Origin of the sequence: Psychroflexus sp. S27 (genome assembly GCF_002810405.1) — a bacterium.
Taxonomy (GTDB): Bacteria; Bacteroidota; Bacteroidia; order Flavobacteriales; family Flavobacteriaceae; genus Psychroflexus; species Psychroflexus halocasei_A.
On sequence record NZ_NEXQ01000004.1, the window covers coordinates 1 to 26,291 of the forward strand.

Genomic DNA, 26,291 nt, shown 5'->3' on the forward strand with positions numbered 1-26,291 from the left:
GAGCCCTGAACAAGCTCTCTATCTGCCATCTTTTAGTATAATACTCTAGTGCCTCATCTGGTTTGTTGAATGATACTATAATGCAAAAGTCAACTTTTCCATCTTTAATGGATTTTGTGCCTGATAAGTAACAATATTCCCCGTGCATCCTGACTATTTTAGGATAGTGCCTTATCTGCCCAGCTTTCAAGCTATGAAATAAATGCTGTGCTGTAATTTCCTTTTGCCGTCTTGGGCAGTAAATTTTAAAGTTATTACGTATTCGAATGAAGTAACGTATATTCTTTGAATTAAGGAAATTAAGCCATTGCTCACCCACAAACTCCCTATCTGCCAACAAACAATCGATACAGTCCTTGCCAAAGCAGTCAATGAAGCCTTGTACCAATGCAATACGCTCAGGAGTATTGGAATTCCCCCTTTTGTCCAGCATTTTGAACATTATTGGAAAAGCTACATTTTTATAACTGATCCCCAACATAAGGATATTTATGTTTTTATCCCCGAACTTCCAGTTGGTCCTATCCATAGAGAGCACCAGTTTATCTTTCTCTGGAAGAAGGCAAAAAATAAACTTGGCTACCCAGATCATAGATAGATCGGCAAGTGCCATAAAGCGTTGAATGCGTCTGTAACTGCTTGAAGCATCTACAGATGTATCAAATCCAGCAGATAACTTTACAAAATTGACAGACTTAACTTTGCATAGAGCGTCAATAAACAAACAGATAAGACGGATCCTGGCCAAGTTGAGATGTCCTTTGAAATGAGCTTTGAATAGTGCTAATAATTGAGTATCTTTAATACCTGTACTGGAGTTCTTTTTTAAAGTCATTACTTGAAGAATAATGCTTTAATATACTGAATTCCAGTATTTTATGCAATATAAAGAAGATTAAAATTCACTTTACTTTGTTAAAAATCAAATAGTTAAACAATTTTTGTCGTGTACTAAAACAAATTTTAAATATGGCGATTTGTTTTAATTGATGCCTTTATATTAAATTGCAGCCTCTAAACAAACATTTAACATGAAAAAATTATTTTTATTACTTATTTCGTTAGGATTATTCGCTTGTGCTGATAATAAACCAAAAGATGCAGATGCAGAAAATGCAGATCATAAAGTTGAGAATAGACAAGATACTTCACATGATGAGGCAAAGCCTGATGCGGAGAAAGAAGCTGAAAAAAATATGTCGCAGGATGATATTGACCCAAATCAGACTGATTTCGGTGCCCAATTTGAAGCTAAAGATGTTAAATCTAATGCTGAAATGTTAGCACTTTATCAAGATATGAAAGTCGGCGATACTTTAGCCATTCAGTACGAGGCTGAAATTAATTCTGTTTGTCAGAAAAAAGGCTGCTGGGTGCGCTTAAAGCTTGATGAGAATGATGAGTCGTTTATCAAGTTTAAAGATTATGCTTTTTTCTTACCGAAAGATGCTGAAGGAAGAAAAGCAATCGTGAAAGGTCAAGCTTATGTGAAAGAAGTTTCTGTTGATGATTTGAAGCATTTTGCTGAAGATGCAGGAAAATCTAAAGAAGAAGTTGAAAAAATTACTGAACCAGAAATGACTTATGCTTTTATGGCTGATGGCGTTAAACTAGAGCCTAAATCTTAATCACAGCTCATTCACAAAAACTAAAAAACCCTCGAACTTGTCGAGGGTTTTTTTATGCGTCATCTTCTCAAAATGTCATTTACTTGACAATCAATTTCTGAACAAGCTTTTGCTTAAGCTGATCAGATGTAATATTGATAAAATACACGCCAGAAGCTAAGTTTAAATTCTCTAAAATGATGCTTCCGTTTTGTGCTTCTTGACGAAGATCAAGCAGCTGACTTCCTAAGACCTTATGAATTTTAATATCAAATTCAGCTTGTAGATGCTTTGGTAAATCAATATTTAAAAGTCCAGCCGTTAATAGATCAGTTCAAAACACCAATTATTTATTGTCAAGACCTCTTATTTTAAAATGATAGACTTTAATTTTTATTCATGTAAATATCTATACAATTAGCCTTAGTGGCTAGATTTTAGTTTTATAATGATTCTGAATAGGTATAGCAAGCGTTAAAGCTTAATTAATTATTTCGTATTGCTAATACTTTGGTATAAATTGTCAATAAAAAATTGATGCGAGTATTAGTTACAGGTGCAACGGGTTTGGTAGGGCAAGAGCTTGTAAAACAATTACATGCTGAAAATATTGATGTGAATTATTTAACAACCTCCAGAGACAAGATAAAATCTGAAGCCAATTATCAAGGTTTTTATTGGAATCCGAGAAAAAATGAAATTGATCAGAATTGTTTTGATGGTGTGAGTGCTATTATCAATTTAGCAGGTGCTAGCGTAGGAAAGCCATGGACAGATGTGCATAAACAGGCGCTTATTGATAGTCGTCTGAATACTATCGACTTATTAAAAAGTTCGCTCCAAAATAAAGATCATCATATCGATCATTTTATTTCTGCAAGCGCAATAGGAATTTATGAAAGCGATTACCGCATTTTACATGATGAAGACTCAACAGTTTTATCTGATAATTTCTTAGGTGAGCTTGTTAAAAAATGGGAAACTAAAACTGAGGAAATGTCAGAATTAGGCATGGAGATCAGCTTGGTTCGTACAGGTCTTGTTTTGTCAGAAAAAGGAGGAGCGCTTGAACAAATGCTTAAGCCTATTCAGAATTATGTCGGTGCCGTTTTAGGCAGTGGAAAGCAATGGCAGTCTTGGGTGCATATTGAGGATATTGCAGGAATTTATGTACATTTATTAAAATCCAAATTAGAGGGTGTTTTTAATGCGGTTTCTCCTAATCCGTCTACAAATAAAGAACTGACTTTCGAAATTTCTAAAATAATCGACAAGCCCATCATTTTACCACCCGTTCCTGAATTTGCTATCAAACTCTTGCTGGGAGAACGTTCAACACTTGTGCTTTCCAGCCATATGGTAAGTGCTAAAAAAATTCAAACAGCAGGATATCATTTCAAATTCGTTCAAATAAAAGCAGCATTAGAAGATGTGCTTTCTCATCAAAAATAGGGGTTAGGTATTAGGAACTAGGAGCTAGAGGTGAGAGGTGAGACTTTAGAAATTCAGAATTTTGAATTTTAAATTTTAAATTAAAAAAGCCTAAAGCCTAAAGCATACCGCTTATAGCGTAAAAATCGAATCAATCCTCCCGACCATTCGGGATCGGGACAAGAATAACAAAAGGAAATTTTCACTTCACTATCGTTTTGTGAAACCGCTGTTCAAACTGTGCTACATGCTCTTTTTTGCGAAAATGCAAAACGCACTTTCGCTTGTTTGACAGACTATTTCTTATATTGTTCCACTCACTAAATAATAATGATAAGAGGTGTAAATCTTAAAGCAAATTCAAAATTCATAATTGAAGAGAACGGCCTATTTTTTATGTTTTTTAGGAAACTAGAAAGCGTAGAAGAAAGGCAGAGGGAGCAATGCGCGAGTGAAACGGTTCGCGTTGCGGGGGCAGAGATGCTTTCGTTGCTTTTCTAAAACAGAAAAATAAGACTAGACTTTTTTCTTAGTTTTTTTGGCAATGAAAAAAAGTAAAAGAACATCAATAGAAGTTCCTTTCATTTTCCTTGACGCAATCCCGAAGGATCGGGAGAAACAATCCTCCCGACCATTCGGGATCGGGACTAACAAAGCATGAGATTCTGATCCCGACCCCCGAGTTATTCGGGGCGGGGCAGAATGACAGAAAACCTCTATTTAAGAAGGATTTTACCTCGTTTGTTTCTGTGATGAGATTGTAATTTAGATGTTCATTCTAAAAGGATCAGCTCATGAAACTCGAATTTAAATCCATTTACATTTTGCTCTGCAGAAGTTTCTTTATCGTCTTATTGATGTATGCAGGTCTTTCAAAACTATTAGAGATCGATTTGTTTTATGACAATTTATACAATTCACCTTTGTTGCCGAAATCTGAGTCACTGCTTTTCATTCTTACTTGGGCAATACCACTTATCGAAATTATGATAGCAATCGCCTTATGTTTTCAAAGCTTATTAAAGCAGGTGCTGATCAGTATCATCTCGTTATTGTCAGTTTACTCGATTTATATCGCAGCGATTTTATGGATCGCACCCTATCAACCCTGCTCTTGTGGAGGCGTGATAAGTGCGTTAAGCTGGAAAGGACACTTTGTTCTCAATATTTCGAGTTTAGTACTCGCTATAAGTTGCTTATGGCTGAATATAAAAACTAGAAATAAATGATATTAATTAAAGAAATTTTGTTGCGCAACAAATCAGGGAAAGCTGAAAACCTGTAAAAAAGAGTAAGCTTAATATTTAAATTTTATATTATGAAACGTTTATTAAAGGAAGTGCCATTAATGGCACTAGTATTAACGGTTGGTTTTGCATTTGCAAACAAAGAACATGCACAATCAGCAGGTTGGGTTGAACTCAATGGGACAGCACAGCAACTACAAAGTAAGCCTTGTGTTAGCCCAACGAATGATTTGTGTAAAGTGATTTTCGCAAGCGATCCTAATTCACAAGAACACCAGGTTTATATGGACGAGAACTTAAGCATTCCTATGCGTAATGGAAGTACAGAAGCTTATATTATTAATGATTAATTAAAAATGAAAGCCCTTTGAAAAATAACTCAAAGGGCTGTTTTATTAGATCTCTGAATAATCGTTTTTAGCAAAAAACTTAACTAGATTTTCATCTTTAAAATAGAGCTGACACATATCTAAAATATCATCAGTGTTAATTGATTTAATGATCTTATCAACCTGTTTTTGCTCCACAATCGGAATATGATATCGATAATGCTCATAGAGTGCCGCTTGTGTGCTCTTATTTTGATTTCTTTTCTTTTGACTGTATTTTGGAATGACATGAGAGTTTATAATACTTTTGAAAAGAGATTCATTTATTTTTTGTGTTTTTAAATGATGAGTGATCTTTTTTAAATCATTCTTAATTTTTGACAAATCTTCTTGACTACAGCTTAAGATTAAGTTTATTGAGTTCGTTTTGTTTGCTCTGTTAATCTGTTTCCTTGCAGCAGATAGGTATATCGCCCTCTTACCTTTAAAGCGCAGCTCCCTGAGTCTATTATGAACCAACTTTTCAATAATTTCTAAAATCACCTCATCTTTTAAGCTTAATGCACTTCCAGTTTCTCTCGTGTATTTATAGAAGAGATGAACATTTTGAATTGCTTGTTTAGGTGTATAAACAATTTCTAATGGCTTTTCTTTAAGATAAGTGTTTGCACCAACATTGGCTTTATGTATCGCTTTTTTATTGTTTGGTATGGCACTCAAATATTTATTGACTAATGGTAAAATATTATCTTTTTTAAAATTCCCTGTGATAATAAATGTAAAGTCCTGCGTATTTTGCATGAGTTTACTATAGGCTTTATATGCAATATCTAAATCAGTTTCATCTACACCTAGATATCGATATGTCCCTTGAGGTTTAAACAATCGATTTTCAGTAAGTTTATTAATATGATAATAAAAATCTGACTTTGGGTTTGTATCAGTTTTTTTAAGAAATTTCTTCTTTTCCTCTTTTTTCCAATCTAAATATGCAGACTTATCATAACGTGGGGCAGACATATAAAGATACACGAGCTGCAAAGCTAGCTCTAAGTCTTTGAGTTTAAAGTTTCCTTTTATGCCAGATTCGTGAGCGCTTATATAGGGTATGAAGCCATAAGGTATACTTGTATCTTTGAGTTGTTTTTTTAGATCAAATTTATCAAGTTTACCAATGCCTGAGTGCCTAACGATATCACTCGCAAATATAACTGAATGGAAGTTTTCTTCACTAAACGAAGAAACGCCATTAGGGCTAAAACCGTGCAGCATAATATCATCTTGATATCTTCCTTTTTCTGGTTGATAGGCTTTAATAATGAGCTTTATACCATTCTTAAGAATAATTTTTTCAGTCCCAAAGTCATTTAAATCTTCATATTGATATTCGGGCTGAGGTAATAGGTCTTCTTGTTTTATTTGGTCGGTTATCCTTAAATCTTGATTCTTACTTGATATATTGATGCTATCAGTTGGTGACTCTTGTACCCATCTTCTGATCTGCGCCTCTGAAAATGGGAATTTATCTTTTGAGGGGTTAATGACAGCAATATCCTCAGGTTGTTTTTGTAAGTTTCTCCTCACAAAAGTATTGAATTCCTCTAAAGTAAGTTCTTTCAAAAATGATATTTGGACGTTTAGAGATAAGTCACTAAACTCAATGTCTTCAATGAAATGTCGTTTAAACTTGTGCAGCCAGTAAAATGTGTTGGTACTGTCCTTCTTTTTTAAACGATTAATATACTTCTCTTTAGAATTTTCAAATTCATCCTTAGTAAATCCTGATTCAAATCTCCGGTTTAAAATTGAAAATGCTTTTTGGATACTTTGTTTTGAATCCTTTTCTTCAGTTTTAACCTTAATCAGGTGAGTGTAGGGGATGTCAATAGAAGGTTGGATATTGAAATTGTAAGAAATATGATAAGCCAATAAGCTTTTATGAAGACTTTTATTGATTAGATCATACATCATATTTTCGAGAAGCTCATTTTTAATAATTGAATTCTCATACTTTTCTTGCGTATCTCTAATATAAAAATAAAAGCTTGTATAAGTTTCTAGCTGATGTGTCTGATTAATAGAGTCATTTAAGATCATAAATTGAGGAGCTCTATCAAAATAATCTTGTTTTGTATCTGTCAGGTGTATTTTACTTTTATTTTTTATAAGACTATTAAAGCGCGTTTGAATCTGATTTTCTAACTGATCCAAGTTTTTAATATGTCCTACAACTGTCAGCGCCATTAAGTCTGGCCTGTACCATTCTTTATAAAAATCCTTTAAATTTTTAATTTTAAAATTATAAATGTAATCACGATACTCACTAGGTTTCTTTAATCCTTTATAGGTATTGGAAAAGGTATTGGCTATTTTTAATAAGTTGTAAGTCTTTCCAGCTCCTCTAAAAAGGTGCTCTTCGTAAAAAGCACCTCTTTCTCCATCAATATCTTTTTTATTAAATCTAATCCCACCAGACGCAATATCTTTAAAGAATAGCAAACTTGTATCTAATGCTAATTTGTTATGCGACGGAAAGTTAAATGAATATTCTGTATGCTTGGCTCCAGTTACCCCATTCAGCCTCATTTCCAGCAAGTTTAAAAGCTCCGTATTGCTGATAATCGATTCAAAGTTTTTAGTTCTTTGAAAAGGCATATGCTCTAAAAAATGAGCCATCCCATATTGCTCTTTAGTTTGATTATTATCACCTGCCTTGACTATTAAACTCGTAGATATTTTAGCATCAGAATCAGGTATATTTTTGATATAATATTGAAATCCATTTGTAAGTTGGCCATATCGCGTATTCTCATCTAAATAAGTTGTTGATTGGTTCTGGCTATATGATAGATGAGTTATCATCCAAAAGCATATCATCATAGATGCTAAATACTTGGTCTGAACTCTAAAGATTTTAGTAAGCATCATTTTGATTGAGTTTTGGATTTTTAAGTATTTCGTTTTCAGGTATAGGAAACCATCTGTGCTCTGGTTGCCATACAGTATTTGGTTTATCATTCAGTATAGAGGTTTGATCAAAGCGTTGCAAATCAAACCAACGATGTCCCCATTCAGCAAAGAGTTCCTTTCTGCGCTCAAGCAATATCTCTTCAAGTAAAGCTTGCTGGCTGATGTTTGGCTGTGTTACACTTAAAAGTGGTAAGCCAGCTCTTTGCTTAATCATGTCTACATCAGCTATGGCGCCTTGCAGCTTGTTTTGCTGGGCTCTTGCTTCAGCACGGATGAGGTATTGCTCTGCTAAGCGCATCACCATAGAGTACTCTTCAATCTCAGCGCCTGAAAAATCAAAAGCGATTTTATATTTATAAGAATAATAAGAGCTAACACCTTCTTGTGTATACTCTCCAATCCATTTGTCATATCTTAGATCAGGAGAGGTTCCCCATATCTCCATAAAGTCGTTTGAGAATATAACGGGGGTGTTCATTGTAGGGTCGTAAATGAATATGCTACCTTCACGTGTATGTGTTAAAGTGCTGCCCCATCCTATAGGCGATATTTGCCAAATGGCTTCCCTGCTGTTGGCTAAAAAAACCTCCTCATGACCTAACAATTCATAAAGGGAAGCCTGGCTAATTAATTTGTCGCTATAGTTTTCTGCTTTCTCCCAGTCCTCTACATATAGATATACTTTTGCTAAAAGCGCATTTGCAGCAGCTTTATTAGGTCTTGCTCTGTTGTTTTCTAGATAATTTTCATCTAATAAGTCAAGAGCGTCTAATAAATCATCAATGATTTTTTCAATGATATCTGCTTGTTGATTTTGACTTGCAGTGGCGTTTATTCGGTAATCTGTGCCTAAGATTAAAGGAACTTCATTATAAAGATTAGTCAGATAGAAATAAGTAAAAGCTCTCACAAATTTTGCTTCACCTTCCAGGCTTTTTCTGTTTTCATCAGATATTGATTCTGAATTCTCCAGACCTTCTAAAAGTGAGTTTGTCATATAAATAATATTATAGGCTCCTGCCCATAATTCTAAATTATAATTGTTAAGAGCTGTGATATTGTTTTGGTTAAACTCTCTCATGTCTTCATTGTTCGTCGTGAGCTTAAAGTTATCTGAAGAAATCCCCGCTAAAAAAGTTACAGAGTGGTTGCCACCATTGGCATAACTTGTATTAAACAACTGGTTATATATGCCAGTCATGGCACTTCTCGCTATTTTATCGTTGTTAAATACTGTTTCTCTCGTTACTTTATGATCAGGAAGGTCGACTTCAACAAAATCTTCGCAAGAGCTACATATAGCAAGGATGAATAATAAAAATGTATATTTAAAAGTATCCATGTTTTCTATTTTTTAAAATGTTAATTGTAATCCTCCTGTTAAGCTTTGTAAAGAAGGGAGGGCTTTACTACCAGGTGATTGCGGATCTAAACCTTCATAATCGGTGATCGTTAAAAGGTTTTGCGCATGAACGAATAACTTAAATTGACTCAATCCTATGTTTTTGGTGAAATCATTAGATATCTCATAACCAAGGCTTAAGGTTTTAAGACGTATAAAGGACGCATCTGTAATAGAGAACTCACTGTTATAAGCATAACGATTAAAGGCTAAAAAAGCATTAATTGATTGAGATGGAGCTTGCAAATCTTCAGGCGAAGAGCTTCCATATTCTGTGACACTCTTTAAGTTATTCCCGAGACGACCAGGAGGTAATGAAGAGGTCTTTCTTCCATTCTGCTTCACAAATTCAAATAAGAAGCTCAGTGAAAAATTCTTGTAATTGAGTTTATTATAGACGCCACCAAAAAACTTTCTTCCTAAATCTTTAGTAATCAGCCTATCATCGTAATCATAACTTCCATCTTCGTTAACATCCTTAACTGTGTAGTAGCCTGTGTCTGGATCCACACCCTCAAATTGATATAGAATATCTAAGCTTAAAGCTTGTCCCACACGGTATGTGTTTGCATATGCAGTTTCTTCAATATCAGGAAAAGCAACAAGCTTACTACTTGGTATTGTCATGTTTAATGATGTATTCCATTGAAATGATTGTTTCTGAAATACTTTTGCTGAGAGTCCAAGTTCCCAACCCTTGTTTTCAACTGTGGCAGGCAAGTTAGCTTCTACCTTGGAGAAACCGGTAATTGCAGGTAAAGGATAACCAACCAACTGATTTGAAGACCTGTTTCTGTACCATGCTATTTCAGTGTGTATGCGATTGTTTAAAAAGCTTAGCTCTAAAGCAGCTTCAAGTTTTTTATTGGTTTCCCAAGAAAAATCATTGTTGGTGAGTTGTGTCGGGTAAAGACCCTCAGGGCCAGGCGTTGCTTCATAAGCGTCTAAGTATCTATAATCTCCGATCTGGTCATTTCCAGTTGTCCCATAACTTCCTCTTATTTTTCCAAAAGACAACCAGTTGAGGTACTTATCAAAAAAGTTTTCTTCTGTAAAAATCCAAGCCGCACCAATGGCACCAAAATTGGCAAAACGTTTGTCAGGTCCAAAACGAGAGGAACCATCACGCCTGCCTGTCAGGTTTAAATAATATTTTTCTTTCCAATCATAAGCTAGACGTGCAAAAATTGCACTGTATTTATAAGTAAAATCCCTGTCTTTTATTATTGAGACTTGATCAGCAGCTTCCAAATTCCCTATGAGATTTCTGTCTATATAACCTCTTCCAGAAATCGTTAAACTTGTATTCTTGTTTTCCTGAAATGTTGCCCCTACAATCGTGTTAAAGTGATGCTGTCCCCAAGTTTTACGATAATGTATTTGAGGTTCAACAATCCATGAATTTCTTCTGATATCGCTATATTGTGATCGATTAGTCACCCTATCCCACATGGCAGGATCATAAGATTCAATGGGTGTTTGTATATTTTCTTCACTTGTTAAATGTGTATAACCAAAACTTGATTTAAAACTTAGTGAAGGGCTTAACCTGTAGGTGAGGCCTAAATTACTGATTAAGTTATTAGTCTTTAGCTTGCCCTCATTTTCTAATGTTGCTAAAGGGTTAGACCATGTTGAGTCTTCCCAATTTAGACTTCCATCATCATTATATAATCGTGGCGCATTAGGCGCTAAAGTTAAAGCTGTGCTGACAAATGTACTGCTGTTAAAAAGATCATTATCATCTAATCCATAGTTTGCGCTGAGGTTGAGTTTAAATTTTTTATCTTTTGATTGATGATTTAGATTAAGGTTAAATGTCTTTTTTTCATAAGAAAAGTCACCAGGAAATACCATTCCTTGCTTCTGATATGAAGCGCCGATGATATAAGAAGTCGTTTCATTTGCGTTTGAAATATTAAAACTAGCACTTCTTAATTCAGCCGTCTTTCCAAATAATTCTTTTTGCCAATCTGTATAGCGATTCTCATCCCACAGCACAAGATCAAACGCATTATACTCATTTGGCTCTACACCATCGTTTTCAAAAGCTTGCTTTCTAATCTTTAAATATTGTTGAGTGTTCAGAAGATTTAAAAAGTTATCAACTCTACTCATCCCAGTATATAGCTTAGTACTGACTTTGATGCCTTGATTTTTTTGACCCGATTTTGTTGTAATAAGGACCACGCCATTAGCACCTCTTGATCCATATATGGCCGTGGCATCCGCATCTTTTAAAACTTCAATGCTTTCAATATTAGAAAGGTCTAAGGTGTTTAAAGGGTCAACACCTGCACCTTCAAAAAGTTGGATTTGGCTATCGATAGGACTAGAGTTAATCGGCATTCCATCAATAATATATAAAGGTAAATTGCCATTGTCATCAAAGTTTGTTCTTAAACTACTTTGGCCTCTTATTCTAATAGTTGGGGCTGCACCTGGGACGCCTGTGCTTTGCACTACTTCAACTCCTGCCATACGCCCCTGCAAAGCTTCTATGGGGTTTGTGACAGGCTGCAATTCTATGTCTTCAGATGTTACTTTTTCAATGCTGCCTGTGCGCTCTCTGTCTTTTACACGGTAATAACCCGCATTGATCACCACTTCATCTAAGGCTTCGGTGCTAGGGGAGAGTTGTACATTAATAAGCTTGCGATTATTGACCGCTATTGTTTGTGCTTGATAGCCTAAATAGGTAAAAGACAAACGATCAGTGCCAGTGACTTGAATGTTGTAATGTCCGTCAAAATCAGTGGTGGCGCCATTCGTTGTATTGATGCGTTGTATATGTACGCCAGGGATGGCTTGCCCCGTTGTGTCGGTCACCTGACCGCTTAATTTGTAGGTGTTTTGTGCCTTTGCTGTTGCTGTACTGAAGAAAATGAAAAGCAATATCAGGCCAAACCCACACTGGTGGGTGTAAAAAAATTTCATAACTTTGTGTGTGTTTTTAGTTAAACTAGGTTTTAATTAAAGCGCATGAACCTTCCTGCGGTCGGCAAACTTTAGGGGAGGTTTTTTGCTTTTAGATGTAATGCACATTGTGCTTAAAGAGCTATTGAATAAGACTTAAGCCTGTGATTGTGTGCACAACATAACTTTGTTAAGTGTCATTGATGGGCGATTGTTTTAAAGAAGTTATTTTTTAATAATAAACGCCATAAAAAAGGGCGTGAAAGCTCAACTTACCGCATTGGGGTACTGGTATACCTGACAACAATAAGTGAGCCCACGCCCGGGTCGTGAGCTATATTACTTATTATCTCGTTGTCTAAAAATTACCAGTTTTCAATGCGAGACTCTAAGCAATAGCTTCTATTTTTTATTTTAAGAAGTACTGCAAATATATTAATTGGACAAATATAACAAAAATATTAATATGTAGGTTTTTTTACCTACAATATTTTTTGATGTTATCCTCAAATTGCTAAAAAGCTTATTATAATGGCAATCAAAGAGAATAATAAGAGCTTGCTTTTACTTATGGGTAAACGAATAAAATACTTAAGAAAAGAGCAAGGTTTAAGTCTAAGGAAACTAGCCCAGAGATGTGATGTAGATTTTAGCGATATAAATAAAATTGAAAAAGGAGAACGTAATATGCAGATGACGACTCTTTTTGAACTAGCAAAAGGCTTGGAAGTTCATCCCCGAGATTTGTTTGATTTTGAGGGGGAGTGATTGGTAATTAGTAGTGAGAACTTAGTAATTCAAAATTTTGAATTTTAAATTCTAAATTTAAAAAGCCTAAAACCTACAGCCTACCTTCATAAGCAAAAAAACGATTTCACGAATCAACAAATTCATGATTTGTTTGCCAGGCTATTTCTTATATTATTCCGCTCACTAAATAATAATGATAAGAGGTATAAATCTTAAAACAAATTCAAAATTTATAATTCAAGAGAACGGCCTATTTTTTATGTTTTTTAGAAAACTAGAAAGCGTTGAAGAGAGGCAGAGGGAGCAATGCGCGAGTGAAACGGTTCGCGTTGCGGGGGCAGAGATGCTTTCATTGCTTTTCTAAAACAGAAAAATAAGCCTAGTCCCGAGCCTTCGGGGTTTCTTTCTTTTTTGGGCGATGCAAAAAAGGAAAAGGATATTAAAAGAAGTCGAATCATTATATTAAGCACGAAATAGAAACCGAAAGATAGACTTTGAATTGAGAGGGCTATGGAAAAGAAGGGAGAGCATTAATTGAAAACGAATTCATTAATAATTGATCAACCAATCTTTAAACTGTCATGCTGAACAAATGCCGCCATAGGCGAAGTGCGATTCAGCATCTCTTTACAGGGTGCAGTTCTTTTCATTTTTTTATTTACGTCTTTTTTATATGCATTTCAGTAGTAATTTATTGATATTCAGTTGTGTTGTCTTATGTTTAATAAATGTTGTACATTTGCATAAGCAAGGAATTGCTAATTTAAATTAAAATGAAAACAAACTATAAAGCACTAGATATTTCTTCTTTCTATATTAAGAAAGGTGTTAGTCCATTGAAGTTACAGAAATTACTATACTATTCACAGCTTTGGTTTTTCGTTAAAAATGATAAAGCATTATTTGATGATAAAATCCAAGCTTGGATATATGGGCCTGTTATTTATGATGTTTGGGCTAATTTTAAGTTTATGAAAAGAAGTTCTATTATTCCAAATAGCAGAGCAATAAATATAGATTTAGATGATGCAATTGTAAACCATTTAAATGATGTTTGGAAGTCTTATGGTCATTTATCAGGATCTGATTTAGTTGATTTAACGCATAATGATTTACCTTGGAAAAATAGTAGAAAGGGTCTTTTAGGTAATCAACCAAGTGACAATGAAGTAGTTATTAACAAAAGTACTACAGTTGATTTTTCACTAGATTCTTTTAATAGGATCCCAGTTGTAGATACACAAAACACTTTAGGGCATTATTCTAATTTTTAGAGTATGGCAAAGAAAGGTTTGGTATTCATACAAAATGAATATCCAAAACAGAGTGAGGATTATTTATATCGGCAGATTTATAGATTTATACCTGAATTTGGAAAGCCAATAAAAACGATAATTGAAGTAGAGATATACGAAAACAATATATGTGTAATTTCTTTTTATGAGTGCAATAAAGGGACTGAAAAGACTAAATATAAATTACGCTCTAATATTGGTGGAGGCCACACAAGAGCTATATTCAGAGCTTGCTTAGAAGCTTATTATAATTTAAAAGAAGACTTTGCTTTAGTTTTTTCAGCAACTAATGATATAGGGAAAGTAGAAGAAGACAATTCAAGATATTCAGCTTACTTACTCTTTTTGTCAAGATACTTTAAAAATTATGAAAATTATGATAGACAGGGTTCAATTGCTTTAAACACTCTTATGTTATATCACAGAACTTTTCAATATAAGATTGAAGCAGATATTTTTTATACTGAGTTTGAGAAAAAAGTAGAATTAAACATCAATGATGTCGATGTCCAATCTGATAAGGCTTAAATTATTTCCAGCTTATACATAAGCTTAAAAGTATACAACTTTTTTGAACAAATCTCTCCTTATCGTCGATATTTTCCAGAATGACAAAACATGAACTGCTGTCATGCTGAACAAACGCCGCCACAGGCGAAGTGCGATTCAGTATCTCATTTCCATATCTGCCATTCTGAAGGCACGAGTGCGGGAGCTGTCATTCAGAATCCCATCAATAGAAGTTCCTTTCATTTTGCCTTGACGCAGTCCCGAAGGGTCGGGAGAAACAATCCCGAATAAGTCGGAACAAGACTAATTTCAGGAAATTTTTGCTTCGCTGCTCTTCGCAAAACCCTTGTTGTCTTTTTCGCTTCATGCTTATGACTACGTCAAGCACTTCCGCGAAAGCCATAGGTATTTCTTTAAATTATTCATTTGCTTTCATAATTCATTTCCGTTGAGTTGAGCTATCACAAACTTCTTAGCAGGGATAAGAGTCATTCAAAATTTTGAATTCAAAATTCATAATTGAAGACAACGGCCTATCGAAAATAATGTGTAAAATTGGCAGTGAAATAAGCGTTAAATTTTAGGCTGTTTGAGCCTGATGAAATCAGGTGAGTTTCCTAAAATTTAGCTTATGAACATACAATTTAGCATTAAGTTCGTAAGCCTAAACTTTCGTAGTCCCGACCCTTCGGGGTGCTTCTTTTCGGCAAAGGAAAAGAAGAGGGAATATCAATAGAAGTTCCCTTCATTTTTTCTTGATAAATCCCGAAGGATCGGGAGAAGCAATCCTCCCGACCATTCGGGATCGGGACAAGATTAATTTTAGGAAATTTTTATTCCGCTGAGCTTCATAAAACCGCTGTTCAAACTGCGCTACATGCTCTTTTTTGCAAAAAAGCAAAACGCACTTCCGCTTGTTTGACAGACTATTTCTTATATTATTCCTCTCACTAAACAATAATGATATGAGGTTTAAAACATACCGCCTAAAGCCTAAAGCATCCCGCTTTTAGCCTACTAACGATTCACCATTCACGAATCACTGAAAACCGACAACAGACAGCTACTCCACAAAAACACTCATAGAAGCCGTTTCTTCTTCTGTACCCAAATAACCAAACCAAGTTAGAGGAGGAGACGTGCCTTGCCAAACTTCCGGAATCTTAAAGTGCGCTTGTTCATCTTTTCTAAATGCTAAGTTGGGCTCAAAATAAAACTGATGAAGCTGAGGTTGATAAAGCACAACAAATAATTCATCATTAGTCTGTGCAAGTGCTTGATCTGTTTCTGATGTCCATGTGACACTTCGTGTGAAGCTATCGACTTCAATTATATTAAGATGAGCAGGAGGGCGTATCATTCCGTAACTCATGAGGGCTTTAGAAAAATTGATATAAAATTGTTCGTTATTTTCAGAGATGGCATGCTTAAGGTAATAAGATTTAATAAGGTGATACGTTGCTTTTTTCTGATTAATCGGGAAATAGGTTTGATTTAAGATGAATCTCGCAGCATTTAAAAAATGCATCACGCATTTCATTTTGTCACGTTGACGAAGTTGACCTTTTGTGGCTGGTATTTGAGTCGGTCTCGGGGCGCTACTCACATAATTACCATACTTACCTTTTTTGAAAACGAGATTCCCAGCCTTTCCAGATAGCGAGCCGATAGAGTTATGAATAATATGTGCCATACGTGTTTGATTTTGATCCTAAAGATACGTGGGGCGTTTAATGATTAAGCGAGGGTTTTTATATACAAACCATAAAGATTAAGCATAGTTAGTTCGTCGTTCCTTCGATATAAGTAGGTAGTTCCCTTGATATGACAGACCTTTATCGAAGAAAACTCGAAGGAGCATCGAGTCTGTACCGAACTAAACTTGCTTATACCTGGGGGTAATATGGAGTATCATGCCAGTATCTATGGAGTTAAGCACTGTATTTAGACAGCTGATTTACTGTCATGCTGAACGGCCTGACGGTAGGAAGGCTAGATTCAGCATCTCATCTCCATATCTGTCATTCTGAAGGCATGAGTACGGGAGTGTCATTCAGAATCTCATCAATTGAAGTTCCTTTCATTTTCCTTGACGCAATCCCGAAGGATCGGGAGAAACAATCCCGAACCATCGGGACAAGACTAATTTCAGGAAATTTTTGCTTCGTTACTCTTCGCAAAACCTCTGATGTCTTTTTCGCTACATGCTTATGACTACGTCAAGCACTTCCGCGAAAGCCACAGGTATTTCTTTAAATTAGTCACTTGAGTTACATTGAGGCTTTAGAGTTAAATAAAACCGTTTCACTATTCACTAGTCACGAATCACGAATCACGAATCACCATTCACGAATCACAGACAACAGACAACCGATAACCGATAACCTATTAAATGTATTCCCTTCATTTTTTACTCACATTATTTCTATTTTCCTTTATTGAGTTCGTGAATCTGCGATTTCTTGATAAAATCCCGAAGGATCGGGAGAAACAATCCTCCTGATCCCGAAACGTCGGGAGGGATCGGGACAAGAATAACACTAGGAAATTTTTATTCCGCTAAAGCTTCATAAAACCGCTGTTCAAACTGTGCTTCATGCTCTTTTTTGCGAAAATGCAAAACGCACTTTCGCTTGTTTGACAGGCTATTTCTGATATTATTCATACGTCTTTCTTAGTTTCTTTCCGTTGAATTGAAGTATTATCAACTTTATAGAAGGGGGAAGATAAATTCAAAATTTTTAATTCAAAATTCATAATTGAAGAGAACGGCCTATTTTTTATGTTTTTTAGGAAACTAGAAAGCGTTGAAGAAAGGCAGAGGGAGCAATGCGCGAGTGAAACGGTTCGCGTTGCGGGGGCAGAGATGCTTTCGTTGCTTTTCTAAAACAGAAAAATAAGCCTAGTCCCGAGCCTTCGGGGTTTGTTACTTTTTTAGGCAATGTAAAAAAGTAAAGAACAATCATGAATTGAAGTTCTTTTCATTTTGCCTTGACGCAATTCCGAACCATCGGGACAAGATTAATTTTAGGAAATTTTTACTTCGTTACTCTTCGCAAAACCCCTGATGTCTTTTTCGCTACATGCTTATGACTACGTCAAGCACTTCCGCGAAAGCCACAGGTATTTCTTGAAATTAGTCAGTTACTTTTATAATTCATTTTCGTTGAGTTGAAGTATTATCAACTTTATAGAAGGGGGAAGATAAATTCAAAATTTAAAATTTTAAATTCATAATTGAAGAGAACGGCCTACCACCTAAAGCCTAATCCCTACTTCCTAAAACCTACTTCCTAAAACCTAATGACATAAACTCTTAAATATTTCCAAAAAATATTAATGCCGATAAATTTTAATTTCACGAAGGAATATACTATTTTTGGCGCAACTAACATCAGATGAGAAATGAAAGAATATATCCTGTTCTTCCCTGAATAAATTTTGAAGCCTTTTCTTAATGCAAGCCTTATGTTTGTAAGGACTGCTATGTCGGCTTTTTTCTCTTTCTTTTGTTGGTTATTTTTAGCCTTGGTGATTTGCTTTTGTGTGACTCACCACGGCGAAGCCGTGCCTAAGTTTATGGTTTTATTTTCTATGATAAACATCAAATACCTAAGAAAAATGGCGCAAAAAATCAGTTATACCTCATTGAAATGATAAAAACACAACACATGACAAAAACACCAAAAATCGCTGTGATAGGCCTAGGTTATGTAGGTTTACCTCTAGCTGTAGCTTTTGCTAAAAAATATAAAGTGATCGGTTTCGATATCAATGCTAAACGTGTTGAAGAGTTGAATTCAGGGCATGATCATACGCTTGAAGTGTCTGATGAGCTTTTGCAATCTGTTTTAGGGCATCAAGATGCAACAGGTTTGGTGATGTCTGATCAAGCAAGCGATCTTAAAGAAGCGGATGTGTATATCGTGACAGTACCAACGCCGACAGATAAGAATAGACAGCCGGTTTTGACGCCTTTAGTTAAAGCTTCAGAGACGATAGGACGGGTGATGAAGAAAGGAGATATCGTTATTTATGAGTCAACTGTTTACCCAGGTGTGACAGAAGATGTTTGTGTACCAGTGCTTGAAGAATTTTCTGGTTTAAGTTTTAATAAAGATTTTTACGCGGGTTATTCACCTGAGCGTATCAATCCGGGTGATAAAGTCCATACAGTTACGCAAATTTTAAAGGTGACATCAGGTTCAACGCCTGAAATCGCTAAATATGTAGATGATTTGTATGCAGAGGTTATTACTGCAGGCACACACATGGCGCCGAGCATTAAGGTTGCTGAGGCAGCAAAAGTCATTGAGAACTCACAGCGTGATATCAATATTGCCTTTGTTAATGAGCTTTCAAAGATTTTCAGAAAGCTTGATATTGATACAGATGCTGTTTTGGAGGCTGCTGCAACAAAGTGGAATTTTATCAAGTTTACTCCAGGCCTTGTTGGTGGACACTGTATAGGTGTTGATCCGTATTATTTGGCGCAACGAGCATTGGAGGTTGGATATAACCCAGAAATAATTCTTGCTGGTCGCCGTATGAATGATGGCATGGGGGAGTATGTTGCTCAGGAAGTGATAAAGATGATGGTGCAGAATGAAGCAAAAGTGAAAAACGGAAAAACATTGGTGTTGGGAATTACTTTTAAAGAGAACTGCCCAGATGTCCGTAATACAAAAGCCATTGATGTCATTAATGAGTTGAAAGCATATAATATGCAAGTCGATGTTTGTGACCCATGGGCAAACCCAGAAGAGGTGAAGTCTATTTTTGAGATTGATTTATTGACTGATTGCTCACAAATACAATCAAAGTATGATTCAATTGTGCTCTGCGTCTCTCATCAAGAATTCTTAGAACTCGACTTCCCAGCCCTAAAAAATGAAAACGCTATCCTCTTTGATGTCAAATCATTTTTGCCAAAAGAAAGTGTTGATGGGAGGTTGTAGAAACGTGAATTTGCTGTTTCTCTAACTCAAACATTTTACAGTGTTTTATAAAAGATGTATCAGTTCTATTTTGAAAAGGACTAATTTCCTTAAATCAGTTTAGATTTTTTTGACTAAAGTGAATCAAACATCAAATGAAATTAAATTTGAAACCGAAGTTGAGACTGAAAAGTAGTCTTAAAGTTTTAAATTAAGGGATGATGGTAAATGGAATCATGAATGCGGAAAACGAATAATTAACAGAAATAGACTGTCAATCAAGTGGAAGTGCGTTTTGCCATAGCAAAAAGAAGCATGAAACGTAGATTGATCAGCGGTTTTGTGAAGCGCGAGCGAAATAAAAATTTCCTTTAATGATTCTTGACTTTTTGTTTCGTTTTGTGTTAAGACAAAATGAAAGAAATCTTATAAGTTGTTGAGTTATTAATCGTGAAATCAAAATATTAAATTGAACTCGAAACTAAAGTTAAAAATAGTTTTCGAGTAAAGAATTAAGCTTATTTGAGCTTTGTTATTTTAAAAACAATTTTTCAAATCAACAAAAAAACAGATTCATAAATAAATAAGCATATCCTATGCAATTAGAAGAATTTAAAATATTAAAAAACAAAAATATCCTCGTAACAGGTGCCGCCGGCTTCAACCCGTGAAATAATGGCAATGGAAGAATTCTATTACACATATATTTTATTAAGTGAAAAAGACGGTAAGAAATATACTGGCTACACCTCAAATTTGCCATTAAGATTTGAGGCACATCAAAAAGGTAAAGTACCATCCACAAAACACCGAAGGCCACTAAAGTTAATTTACTTTGAAGCTTGTTTATCACAAGAAGATGCTTTAAAAAGAGAAAAATATTTAAAAACACACTATGGGAAAATGTTTTTGGGGAATCGCCTCAAATCTTATTTCACAGGTCAAGAAAGATAAGCTAATGATTAAACAATTCACTAAATTAAAAAACAAAAACATCCTAATAACAGGAGGTGCGGGGTTCATCGGCAGTAACCTCTGCGAAACACTTTTAAAAGTTGGAGCTCAAGTGACAGCACTTGATAACTTCGCAACTGGACATCAACATAATATTGAGGCTTTCCTTAATAAAGAAAACTTCAGTTTTATTGAAGGCGATATTCGTGATCTGGAAACTTGTCACAAAGCTTGTCAGAATCAAGATTTTGTTCTTCATCAGGCAGCTTTAGGTTCTGTGCCTCGCTCTATTGAAGATCCAATCAGATCAAATGCCGTGAATATCGGTGGCTTCTTAAATATGCTTGTGGCCGCGCGTGATGCTGGAGTGAAGCGTTTTGTTTATGCAGCAAGTTCCTCGACTTATGGTGACTCTGAGGCTTTGCCTAAAGTAGAAGAAAATATCGGGAAACCTTTATCGCCTTATGCCATTACAAAGTATGTGAATGAGTTGTATGCGGATAACTTTTTTAAAACCTACGGCCTCAATACAATTGGTTTGCGTTATTTTAATGTTTTTGGCCGTCATCAAGACCCAAATGGGGCTTATGCAGCCGTGATACCTAAGTTTGTGATGCAGTTTATGAAACATGAAAGCCCTGTGATTAATGGCGATGGCACTTACTCACGTGATTTTACTTATATCGACAATGTGATTCAGATGAATTTATTAGCGATAACGACTGATAATGAAGAAGCCCTCAATGAGGTGTATAACACCGCTGTTGGCGATCGCACCACGATTAAAGACATGGCAGAGCAGTTGAGAGGCTATCTTTCTGCTTATGATGCTGAGGTTAAAAATATAGAAATCAAGCACGGCCCTAACCGTCAAGGCGATGTGCCGCACTCATTAGCTTCTATTGAAAAAGCACAAAACAAACTCAACTACAAACCTAGCCACGTTTTTGCTGAAGGCCTGAAAGAAGCTGTGGATTGGTATTGGGAGAATTTAGGGTGAGTGATTTAATAATAAAACTGTAATCTACAATTGAAAAATCTAGTGAAAAATATATTCCTTTCTTTAAAGGGCGATGCAATTCTGAGGAGTATAAACAGAACACCTAGAATATTATTTTGGCATGGTGTAGACTATATTACAGATCAAAAAGTAGAAGCTGAATCCTTTGATGTACAATCCTTCAAAAAGCAAATAAAATATTTAGATAAATATTACGAAATAATTTCTATTGAAGAGTTTTACTATCGCTATAAGCACAATAAATTTACTAACAAGGAGGTAGTTCTAACTTTTGACGATGGTTATTTAAACAATTTAAATGTGGTTTGTCCAATTCTAAATAATCTTAATTTACCTTTTACGGTATTTGTATCGACTGAACATATTGAAACAGGTGAACTATTCCCAACATCTATTGCTAGATTAATTATTTATGGAGCGGATTTAGATATAATTAATGTTCCATATTTAAAAATTCATAATGAAGATATTTCAGATACTGAAAATAGAACCATTATTTATAACAAAGTAATTAATTCTTTAAAAAGTCAGCCTTTAGAAAAAGTCAGGAAAATCATTAGTGAGCTAAAAGCAAATCTATCTGATCAAGATTACACTAGACTTGTTGAGAAATTTAAATCTGTTAAGCCAATGAATTGGGTTGAGGTTAAAAAACTTCATAATTTAGGTGCAACGATTGGCTCACATTGTAAATACCATATATGTTGTCATGATAATCAGGATGAAAAAGAAGTAAAAGCACAAATTATAGAAAGTAAAAATATAATTGAAGAAAAACTTGAAGCAGAATGTAAGTATTTTGCTTATCCAAATGGCAATTATACTACAGCTTCTAATGATTTTATAAAAACTGCAGGTTATAAAATGGGTTTTTCTACTGAAAAGAACTTAAAAATAGAAAATGTGAAGGACACATCAATCATACCTCGAATAGGTGTTCCTTTAAATATCAACACATTTAAAATCTATATTAACCTTTATCCAAAAAAATGAATCGATTACTAACTATTCTCATAAAACTTCCTAAATACCTTTATATTCAGTTTAGGCTTTATATTAAATGGATGTTATTCAAAATAGCCAAAAATTGGGTAATTCTAAATCGTATTCATCCAAGAGTAAGACCTTGGTTATGGAAATTGACTGGAGTAAATATACAAGGTAATGTGTCAATTGGTTATGATGTTTATTACGATGTAGGGAATGCAAGATTAATTCACATCGAAGAAGGTGTTTGGATTGCAAGCAGGTGTTTATTGCTTTGTCACAAAAGAATATTAGATGAATATTATGTAGGAGATGACTATAATATGCTCCCTTATAAAAAAGAACCGATTATTTTGAAAAAAGGTTGTGTTATTGGAATGGATACTATTGTTATGCCAGGTGTAACAATAGGTGAAGGAGCCATAATAGGAGCCGGGTCGGTGGTGGTGAAAGATATACCTGCGTGGACTATCGCTGTTGGAAATCCTTGTAAAGTTGTGAAACAAATTGAAAAAAGAAACAAGTGAAAAAGTTGAAATATTATAACAAGTTCAAAGCTTTACTGTCTATTATTAAAGGATTGGTTTTTAAATTTTTGTTCCTTTCTAATAATTCTGGAACCAACTTAAGAATTGGAAAAAATGTTGTTTTAAGAGGAGAGTTAAGCATAGGAAATAATGTGCGATTGGAATCTAATGTTAAAATTTACAATTATACAGTCATCGAAGATAATGTTGTAATTGGTGATAATGTAGAATTGCGAAGCAATGGAACTTCAAAAGTTGTAATAGGTGAAAATACGAGTGTTAATCGAAATTCTATGATAATGGGATTAGTGACTATAGGAAGTAATTGCGCAATTGCACCTGGATGCGTTATAGTTGGTTCTAATCACAAGTTTGATAATAGCAAAGAGAATATTAAATCACAAGGATTAAGTAGAAAAGGGATTATTATAGAAGATGATGTTTGGTTTGGTGCAAATGTAGTAGTATTAGATGGCGTAAAAATTGGTAAAGGGAGTGTCATTGGTGCTGGTAGCGTCGTCACCAAATCAATTCCCGCTTACAGTATAGCAGTCGGCAATCCTTGTAAAGTTATTAAAGAAAGACATTAATGAGTCTGAAAAATGCTACAATTAAAGGTGTTGCTTGGAATTCAATAGGAACCATAGGAGCAGGCTTGGTGAATATCATCATTACGATGATATTAGCCCGTTTACTCACACCTTATGATTTTGGAATCCTTGAATTGTTGATAGTTTTTTCCGTTTTATCAGAGGCATTTGTAGACAGTGGTTTTAGTCAAGCCGTTATACGGGACAATAATGCTACCAATAAAGACTTGACATCTGTTTTTTATTTAAATGTGGGTATTGCAGTCATATTGTATTTGCTGCTTTTTATACTATCACCCTATATCGCACAATTTTACGATGAAGCCAGTCTGGTTGATTTATCGAGGTTTGTGTTTCTGACTATACTTTTTAATGCTTTTGCCATCATTCAAAATGCCAACTATAGTAGAAGTATAAACTTTAAAACACCAGCTATTTCTGCCTTAACGGCTATGCTAATTGCAGGAGTCACTGCGGTAGTTATGGCGTATAATGGTTTTGGTGTTTGGGCATTAGCCACCAACTTGGTGCTGTATTCCTTTTTAAAAACCTTATTGTTGTGGTTCCAGAGTAGCTGGAGACCGAAAGGATGGGTGAAAATTGATTCTTTAAAAAAGTATATTGGTTTTAGTAGCAATTTATTGTTTAAAGGGCTGGCAGATAAAATTGTAACCAATCTTGAACCTCTTTTAATTGGTAGGGTATATTCTAAAGCCGACTTAGGTTTATTTTCTCAGGGGAGAAAATTAAATTCTTACATCACATTAACTTCTACTAGTGTAATTCAAAGAGTGACATATCCTGTCTTATCGAAATTTCAAGATGATAAAGAAAAATTAAAAGAAAATTACAGGAAAATTGTTGGTTTGACAATGTTTATACTTGTTCCTGTAATGCTAGGAGTTTTCGCTTCAGCAGAAAATATGATTGTAGTTGCCTTTGGTGGACAATGGCTTGAAGCAGCCCCCTATCTTCGTATGTGGGCTTTAGTTGGTTTATTTGTAGCTTTGTATTCCTTTTTTACAAATATATTTTTAGTACTCGGCAAAAGCAGACAGTTATTATACATTTCATTAATCCGTCAAGGAGTTCGTCTGTTGGCCATTGTATTATTAATAAACATTAGTATAATGGCATTGATGTGGGGAATTGTTATTGTTACTTTACTTTCTAGCATTTCTTATGTTTATTTTGGTGGGAGATATATTAATTATTCACTTTTAGAAGTAGGTAAAGATTTGTCAGAAATAACTATAGCGGCATCAATCGGTGCTGCCATTATTTATTTTGGAGAGCTATATGTAGATTTAAGTAGTGTTTTTATAGCATTCTGTATTCAAGCATTAGTAATGCTAACTGTTTATTTTTCAATATTAAAATTATTGAAGAACGAATATTTAATGGAATTTGAGAGTATTATTAAAAATTTAATTCAGAAGAGAAAATGATTTGGAATATTCTATTCATTCTCTCTTTAATATCTACAGCCGTAGTTGTTGATGTACAATCAATGCTATTTATGTTGTTTGTATATTTAATAGGGATGGTAGTTAACAATGTTTTTAATATAGGTCAGGAAGCTAAAGAAACTTCGAAAATTTTTAATAGAATCTTTACTTTAGGCAGTATTTATATGTTGATATCATTTGTCTTTATGACAGTTAATAATTTTGATTTCTTATTAGCCTATGACCCCTATTATTACTTTATACCGACTACTAAAGATTACCTGATTTCCGGCAGCTATTGGAGTGCTTTAGAGTCTATCTGGAATAATTATGACTTTTTCAACCGTTTTCAATCAGGGTATTTTGCGTATGCTACTTTATTTGGGTTTTTAAGCGAAGGGCTTGGTGCTAATTTTTATTTAGGTCAACAAATATCTGTACTTCTTCTGTTTTCATTTGTTGGGGTAGTTATTTTTAAATTATTTAGAACCAATAATTTTACTAAAAATAAAGCAATTAAATATACTTTGATTATTTGTTTATTTTCCATTCTCTTTTTTTACTCGTCACAAATCTTAAGAGACACCCATATTTTATTGATGTATCTTTTAGGGATTTACTTTACGTTTAAAAAAGAATTTTCTTTCTTCAATTTATTGAAGCTATTAGTAGTAATCTTTGTATGCACAACACTGCGATTAGAGTCAGGATTGTTTATGATAATTTTGATACCGACCTATTTACTTTTGTCTTTACAATATTCAAAAATGAAAATTGTTGTGTTAATTTTCGCTAGTATTGTTGCTGTTGGAGGACTTGTATTGACTAATGTTTATTTACCTCAAATTACAGAAGTAGCTGAAGCCAATCAAGAAGCGTATGGAGGAGATAAGGGTGATGGCGTTATTGGAAACCTACAGGAGATTCCGGTTGCAGGAGATGTTGCTGCTATTATATATAATGCAGCTCAGCCTATTCCATTTTGGAGCAGATTATCTACAAATAGTACTAATAAAGATGATAAAGCGGTTTATAATGCAATGAACTTCCCAAGATCTTTTGCTTCTTTCTTTAACTGGATAGTAATTATTTATATTGTTTTTTGGTTGTTAAACAAGAAAATTCGAAAAAGAGTAAAACCTTTTATCTCTAAACCGCTGACCTATCAATTATGGATTGGACTACTATTTTTACTACTACAAGCCGATGTCATCTCACAACGTAGGTTAATGCCTTACTATGTAATGTTTTATATTTTATTCTTTATTATTTACAGTAACTTGCAAATTGAAAAAAGAAAACAAATCAATTTTGTTGTAGTTGTTAGTTTTATTTTAGTTCAAGGAGCTGCTATTTTATATTTAAATTAA

At 34.5% G+C, this 26,291-nt stretch carries 21 protein-coding genes; 15 read left to right on the plus strand and 6 right to left on the minus strand.

Going from position 1 to position 26,291, the window contains the following annotated elements; all coding sequences use genetic code 11:
- The coding region (locus CAP47_RS00375; protein ID WP_100774904.1) for an IS4 family transposase at window positions 1-835 on the minus strand (835 nt) is incomplete at its 3' end.
- A 196-nt stretch (window positions 836-1,031) separates the two neighbouring features.
- Between CAP47_RS00375 and CAP47_RS00380 the strand changes: the two genes are divergently transcribed.
- Complete coding sequence (locus CAP47_RS00380) at window positions 1,032-1,628, plus strand: DUF4920 domain-containing protein (RefSeq protein ID WP_100774905.1); 597 nt, start codon at window positions 1,032-1,034, stop codon at window positions 1,626-1,628.
- A gap of 79 nt (window positions 1,629-1,707) precedes the next feature.
- Here the strand turns inward: CAP47_RS00380 and CAP47_RS12600 are convergent, their stop codons facing one another.
- Window positions 1,708-1,911: a T9SS type A sorting domain-containing protein gene (locus CAP47_RS12600; protein WP_093245354.1), complete on the minus strand. Its 204-nt coding sequence runs from the start codon at window positions 1,909-1,911 to the stop codon at window positions 1,708-1,710.
- Between the two features lie 233 nt (window positions 1,912-2,144).
- On the opposite strand from CAP47_RS12600, the gene CAP47_RS00390 reads away from it, so the two are divergent.
- The 3 genes from CAP47_RS00390 (at window position 2,145) to CAP47_RS00400 (ending at window position 4,635) form a co-directional block, all read left to right on the plus strand.
- On the plus strand, window positions 2,145-3,059 hold the full coding sequence (locus tag CAP47_RS00390) for a TIGR01777 family oxidoreductase (protein WP_100774906.1): 915 nt from the start codon (window positions 2,145-2,147) through the stop codon (window positions 3,057-3,059).
- Between the two features lie 773 nt (window positions 3,060-3,832).
- Window positions 3,833-4,267: a MauE/DoxX family redox-associated membrane protein gene (locus CAP47_RS12605; RefSeq protein WP_100774907.1), complete on the plus strand. Its 435-nt coding sequence runs from the start codon at window positions 3,833-3,835 to the stop codon at window positions 4,265-4,267.
- 89 nt (window positions 4,268-4,356) lie between these two features.
- Window positions 4,357-4,635, plus strand: a complete 279-nt coding sequence (locus tag CAP47_RS00400; RefSeq protein ID WP_100774908.1) for a DUF6520 family protein — start codon at window positions 4,357-4,359, stop codon at window positions 4,633-4,635.
- 45 nt (window positions 4,636-4,680) lie between these two features.
- On the opposite strand, the gene CAP47_RS00405 is transcribed toward CAP47_RS00400, so the two are convergent.
- From CAP47_RS00405 to CAP47_RS00415, 3 genes are read right to left on the minus strand one after another with little or no spacing between them, the layout of a single operon-like run.
- Window positions 4,681-7,542 (minus strand): M16 family metallopeptidase, encoded by a 2,862-nt coding sequence (locus CAP47_RS00405; RefSeq protein ID WP_192869868.1) that lies wholly within the window; start codon window positions 7,540-7,542, stop codon window positions 4,681-4,683.
- Window positions 7,529-8,926: a RagB/SusD family nutrient uptake outer membrane protein gene (locus CAP47_RS00410; RefSeq protein WP_100774910.1), complete on the minus strand. Its 1,398-nt coding sequence runs from the start codon at window positions 8,924-8,926 to the stop codon at window positions 7,529-7,531. The genes CAP47_RS00405 and CAP47_RS00410 overlap by 14 nt, the downstream gene beginning before the upstream one ends.
- A gap of 12 nt (window positions 8,927-8,938) precedes the next feature.
- Complete coding sequence (locus CAP47_RS00415) at window positions 8,939-11,923, minus strand: SusC/RagA family TonB-linked outer membrane protein (protein ID WP_100774911.1); 2,985 nt, start codon at window positions 11,921-11,923, stop codon at window positions 8,939-8,941.
- A 510-nt stretch (window positions 11,924-12,433) separates the two neighbouring features.
- On the opposite strand from CAP47_RS00415, the gene CAP47_RS00420 reads away from it, so the two are divergent.
- The 3 genes from CAP47_RS00420 (at window position 12,434) to CAP47_RS00430 (ending at window position 14,475) form a co-directional block, all read left to right on the plus strand.
- Window positions 12,434-12,670 carry a helix-turn-helix domain-containing protein gene (locus tag CAP47_RS00420; RefSeq protein WP_100774912.1) on the plus strand — a complete coding sequence of 79 codons (237 nt, stop codon included), beginning with the start codon at window positions 12,434-12,436 and terminating at the stop codon, window positions 12,668-12,670.
- Between the two features lie 755 nt (window positions 12,671-13,425).
- Complete coding sequence (locus tag CAP47_RS00425; protein ID WP_100774913.1) at window positions 13,426-13,926, plus strand: Panacea domain-containing protein; 501 nt, start codon at window positions 13,426-13,428, stop codon at window positions 13,924-13,926.
- A 3-nt stretch (window positions 13,927-13,929) separates the two neighbouring features.
- Window positions 13,930-14,475: a hypothetical protein gene (locus CAP47_RS00430; protein WP_100774914.1), complete on the plus strand. Its 546-nt coding sequence runs from the start codon at window positions 13,930-13,932 to the stop codon at window positions 14,473-14,475.
- 1,045 nt (window positions 14,476-15,520) lie between these two features.
- On the opposite strand, the gene CAP47_RS00435 is transcribed toward CAP47_RS00430, so the two are convergent.
- Complete coding sequence (locus CAP47_RS00435; RefSeq protein WP_100774915.1) at window positions 15,521-16,150, minus strand: DUF6266 family protein; 630 nt, start codon at window positions 16,148-16,150, stop codon at window positions 15,521-15,523.
- Window positions 16,151-18,128: 1,978 nt separating this feature from the next.
- Between CAP47_RS00435 and CAP47_RS00440 the strand changes: the two genes are divergently transcribed.
- The 8 genes from CAP47_RS00440 to CAP47_RS00470 all read left to right on the plus strand — a co-directional run bounded on the left by CAP47_RS00440 (window position 18,129) and on the right by CAP47_RS00470 (window position 26,291).
- Entirely contained in the window at window positions 18,129-19,415 is a 1,287-nt protein-coding gene (locus CAP47_RS00440) for a nucleotide sugar dehydrogenase (RefSeq protein ID WP_100774916.1), read from the plus strand.
- 654 nt (window positions 19,416-20,069) lie between these two features.
- Window positions 20,070-20,348, plus strand: coding sequence for a GIY-YIG nuclease family protein (locus tag CAP47_RS12310; protein ID WP_202820537.1), 279 nt, complete (start codon window positions 20,070-20,072; stop codon window positions 20,346-20,348).
- A gap of 4 nt (window positions 20,349-20,352) precedes the next feature.
- A complete protein-coding gene (locus CAP47_RS00445) occupies window positions 20,353-21,348 on the plus strand; it encodes an SDR family oxidoreductase (protein ID WP_100774935.1) in 996 nt (331 codons plus the stop codon).
- Between the two features lie 30 nt (window positions 21,349-21,378).
- The gene (locus CAP47_RS00450; protein ID WP_100774917.1) at window positions 21,379-22,362 is read left to right on the plus strand and encodes a polysaccharide deacetylase family protein; all 984 of its coding nucleotides are present in this window, start codon (window positions 21,379-21,381) and stop codon (window positions 22,360-22,362) included.
- Window positions 22,359-22,883: an acyltransferase gene (locus CAP47_RS00455; RefSeq protein ID WP_202820538.1), complete on the plus strand. Its 525-nt coding sequence runs from the start codon at window positions 22,359-22,361 to the stop codon at window positions 22,881-22,883. Before CAP47_RS00450 ends, CAP47_RS00455 begins: the two co-directional genes overlap by 4 nt.
- Window positions 22,880-23,473, plus strand: coding sequence for an acyltransferase (locus CAP47_RS00460; RefSeq protein WP_100774918.1), 594 nt, complete (start codon window positions 22,880-22,882; stop codon window positions 23,471-23,473). The genes CAP47_RS00455 and CAP47_RS00460 overlap by 4 nt, the downstream gene beginning before the upstream one ends.
- Window positions 23,473-24,921 carry a lipopolysaccharide biosynthesis protein gene (locus CAP47_RS00465; protein ID WP_100774919.1) on the plus strand — a complete coding sequence of 483 codons (1,449 nt, stop codon included), beginning with the start codon at window positions 23,473-23,475 and terminating at the stop codon, window positions 24,919-24,921. Before CAP47_RS00460 ends, CAP47_RS00465 begins: the two co-directional genes overlap by 1 nt.
- Window positions 24,918-26,291: a hypothetical protein gene (locus CAP47_RS00470; protein WP_100774920.1), complete on the plus strand. Its 1,374-nt coding sequence runs from the start codon at window positions 24,918-24,920 to the stop codon at window positions 26,289-26,291. The genes CAP47_RS00465 and CAP47_RS00470 overlap by 4 nt, the downstream gene beginning before the upstream one ends.

Excerpts from the sequence above, each read along its gene's own strand:
- CAP47_RS00390 (WP_100774906.1), top strand. The coding sequence starts at position 2,145 with ATGCGAGTATTAGTTACAGGTGCAACGGGTTTGGTAGGGCAAGAGCTT.
- CAP47_RS00380 (WP_100774905.1), top strand. The coding sequence starts at position 1,032 with ATGAAAAAATTATTTTTATTACTTATTTCGTTAGGATTATTCGCTTGT.
- CAP47_RS00445 (WP_100774935.1), top strand. The coding sequence starts at position 20,353 with ATGATTAAACAATTCACTAAATTAAAAAACAAAAACATCCTAATAACA.
- CAP47_RS00465 (WP_100774919.1), top strand. The coding sequence starts at position 23,473 with ATGAGTCTGAAAAATGCTACAATTAAAGGTGTTGCTTGGAATTCAATA.
- CAP47_RS00455 (WP_202820538.1), top strand. The coding sequence starts at position 22,359 with ATGAATCGATTACTAACTATTCTCATAAAACTTCCTAAATACCTTTAT.
- CAP47_RS00440 (WP_100774916.1), top strand. The coding sequence starts at position 18,129 with ATGACAAAAACACCAAAAATCGCTGTGATAGGCCTAGGTTATGTAGGT.
- CAP47_RS00415 (WP_100774911.1), bottom strand. The coding sequence starts at position 11,923 with ATGAAATTTTTTTACACCCACCAGTGTGGGTTTGGCCTGATATTGCTT.
- CAP47_RS00405 (WP_192869868.1), bottom strand. The coding sequence starts at position 7,542 with ATGATGCTTACTAAAATCTTTAGAGTTCAGACCAAGTATTTAGCATCT.
- CAP47_RS00430 (WP_100774914.1), top strand. The coding sequence starts at position 13,930 with ATGGCAAAGAAAGGTTTGGTATTCATACAAAATGAATATCCAAAACAG.
- CAP47_RS00410 (WP_100774910.1), bottom strand. The coding sequence starts at position 8,926 with ATGGATACTTTTAAATATACATTTTTATTATTCATCCTTGCTATATGT.
- CAP47_RS00435 (WP_100774915.1), bottom strand. The coding sequence starts at position 16,150 with ATGGCACATATTATTCATAACTCTATCGGCTCGCTATCTGGAAAGGCT.
- CAP47_RS00400 (WP_100774908.1), top strand. The coding sequence starts at position 4,357 with ATGAAACGTTTATTAAAGGAAGTGCCATTAATGGCACTAGTATTAACG.
- CAP47_RS00425 (WP_100774913.1), top strand. The coding sequence starts at position 13,426 with ATGAAAACAAACTATAAAGCACTAGATATTTCTTCTTTCTATATTAAG.
- CAP47_RS00420 (WP_100774912.1), top strand. The coding sequence starts at position 12,434 with ATGGCAATCAAAGAGAATAATAAGAGCTTGCTTTTACTTATGGGTAAA.
- CAP47_RS00470 (WP_100774920.1), top strand. The coding sequence starts at position 24,918 with ATGATTTGGAATATTCTATTCATTCTCTCTTTAATATCTACAGCCGTA.
- CAP47_RS12605 (WP_100774907.1), top strand. The coding sequence starts at position 3,833 with ATGAAACTCGAATTTAAATCCATTTACATTTTGCTCTGCAGAAGTTTC.
- CAP47_RS12310 (WP_202820537.1), top strand. The coding sequence starts at position 20,070 with ATGGCAATGGAAGAATTCTATTACACATATATTTTATTAAGTGAAAAA.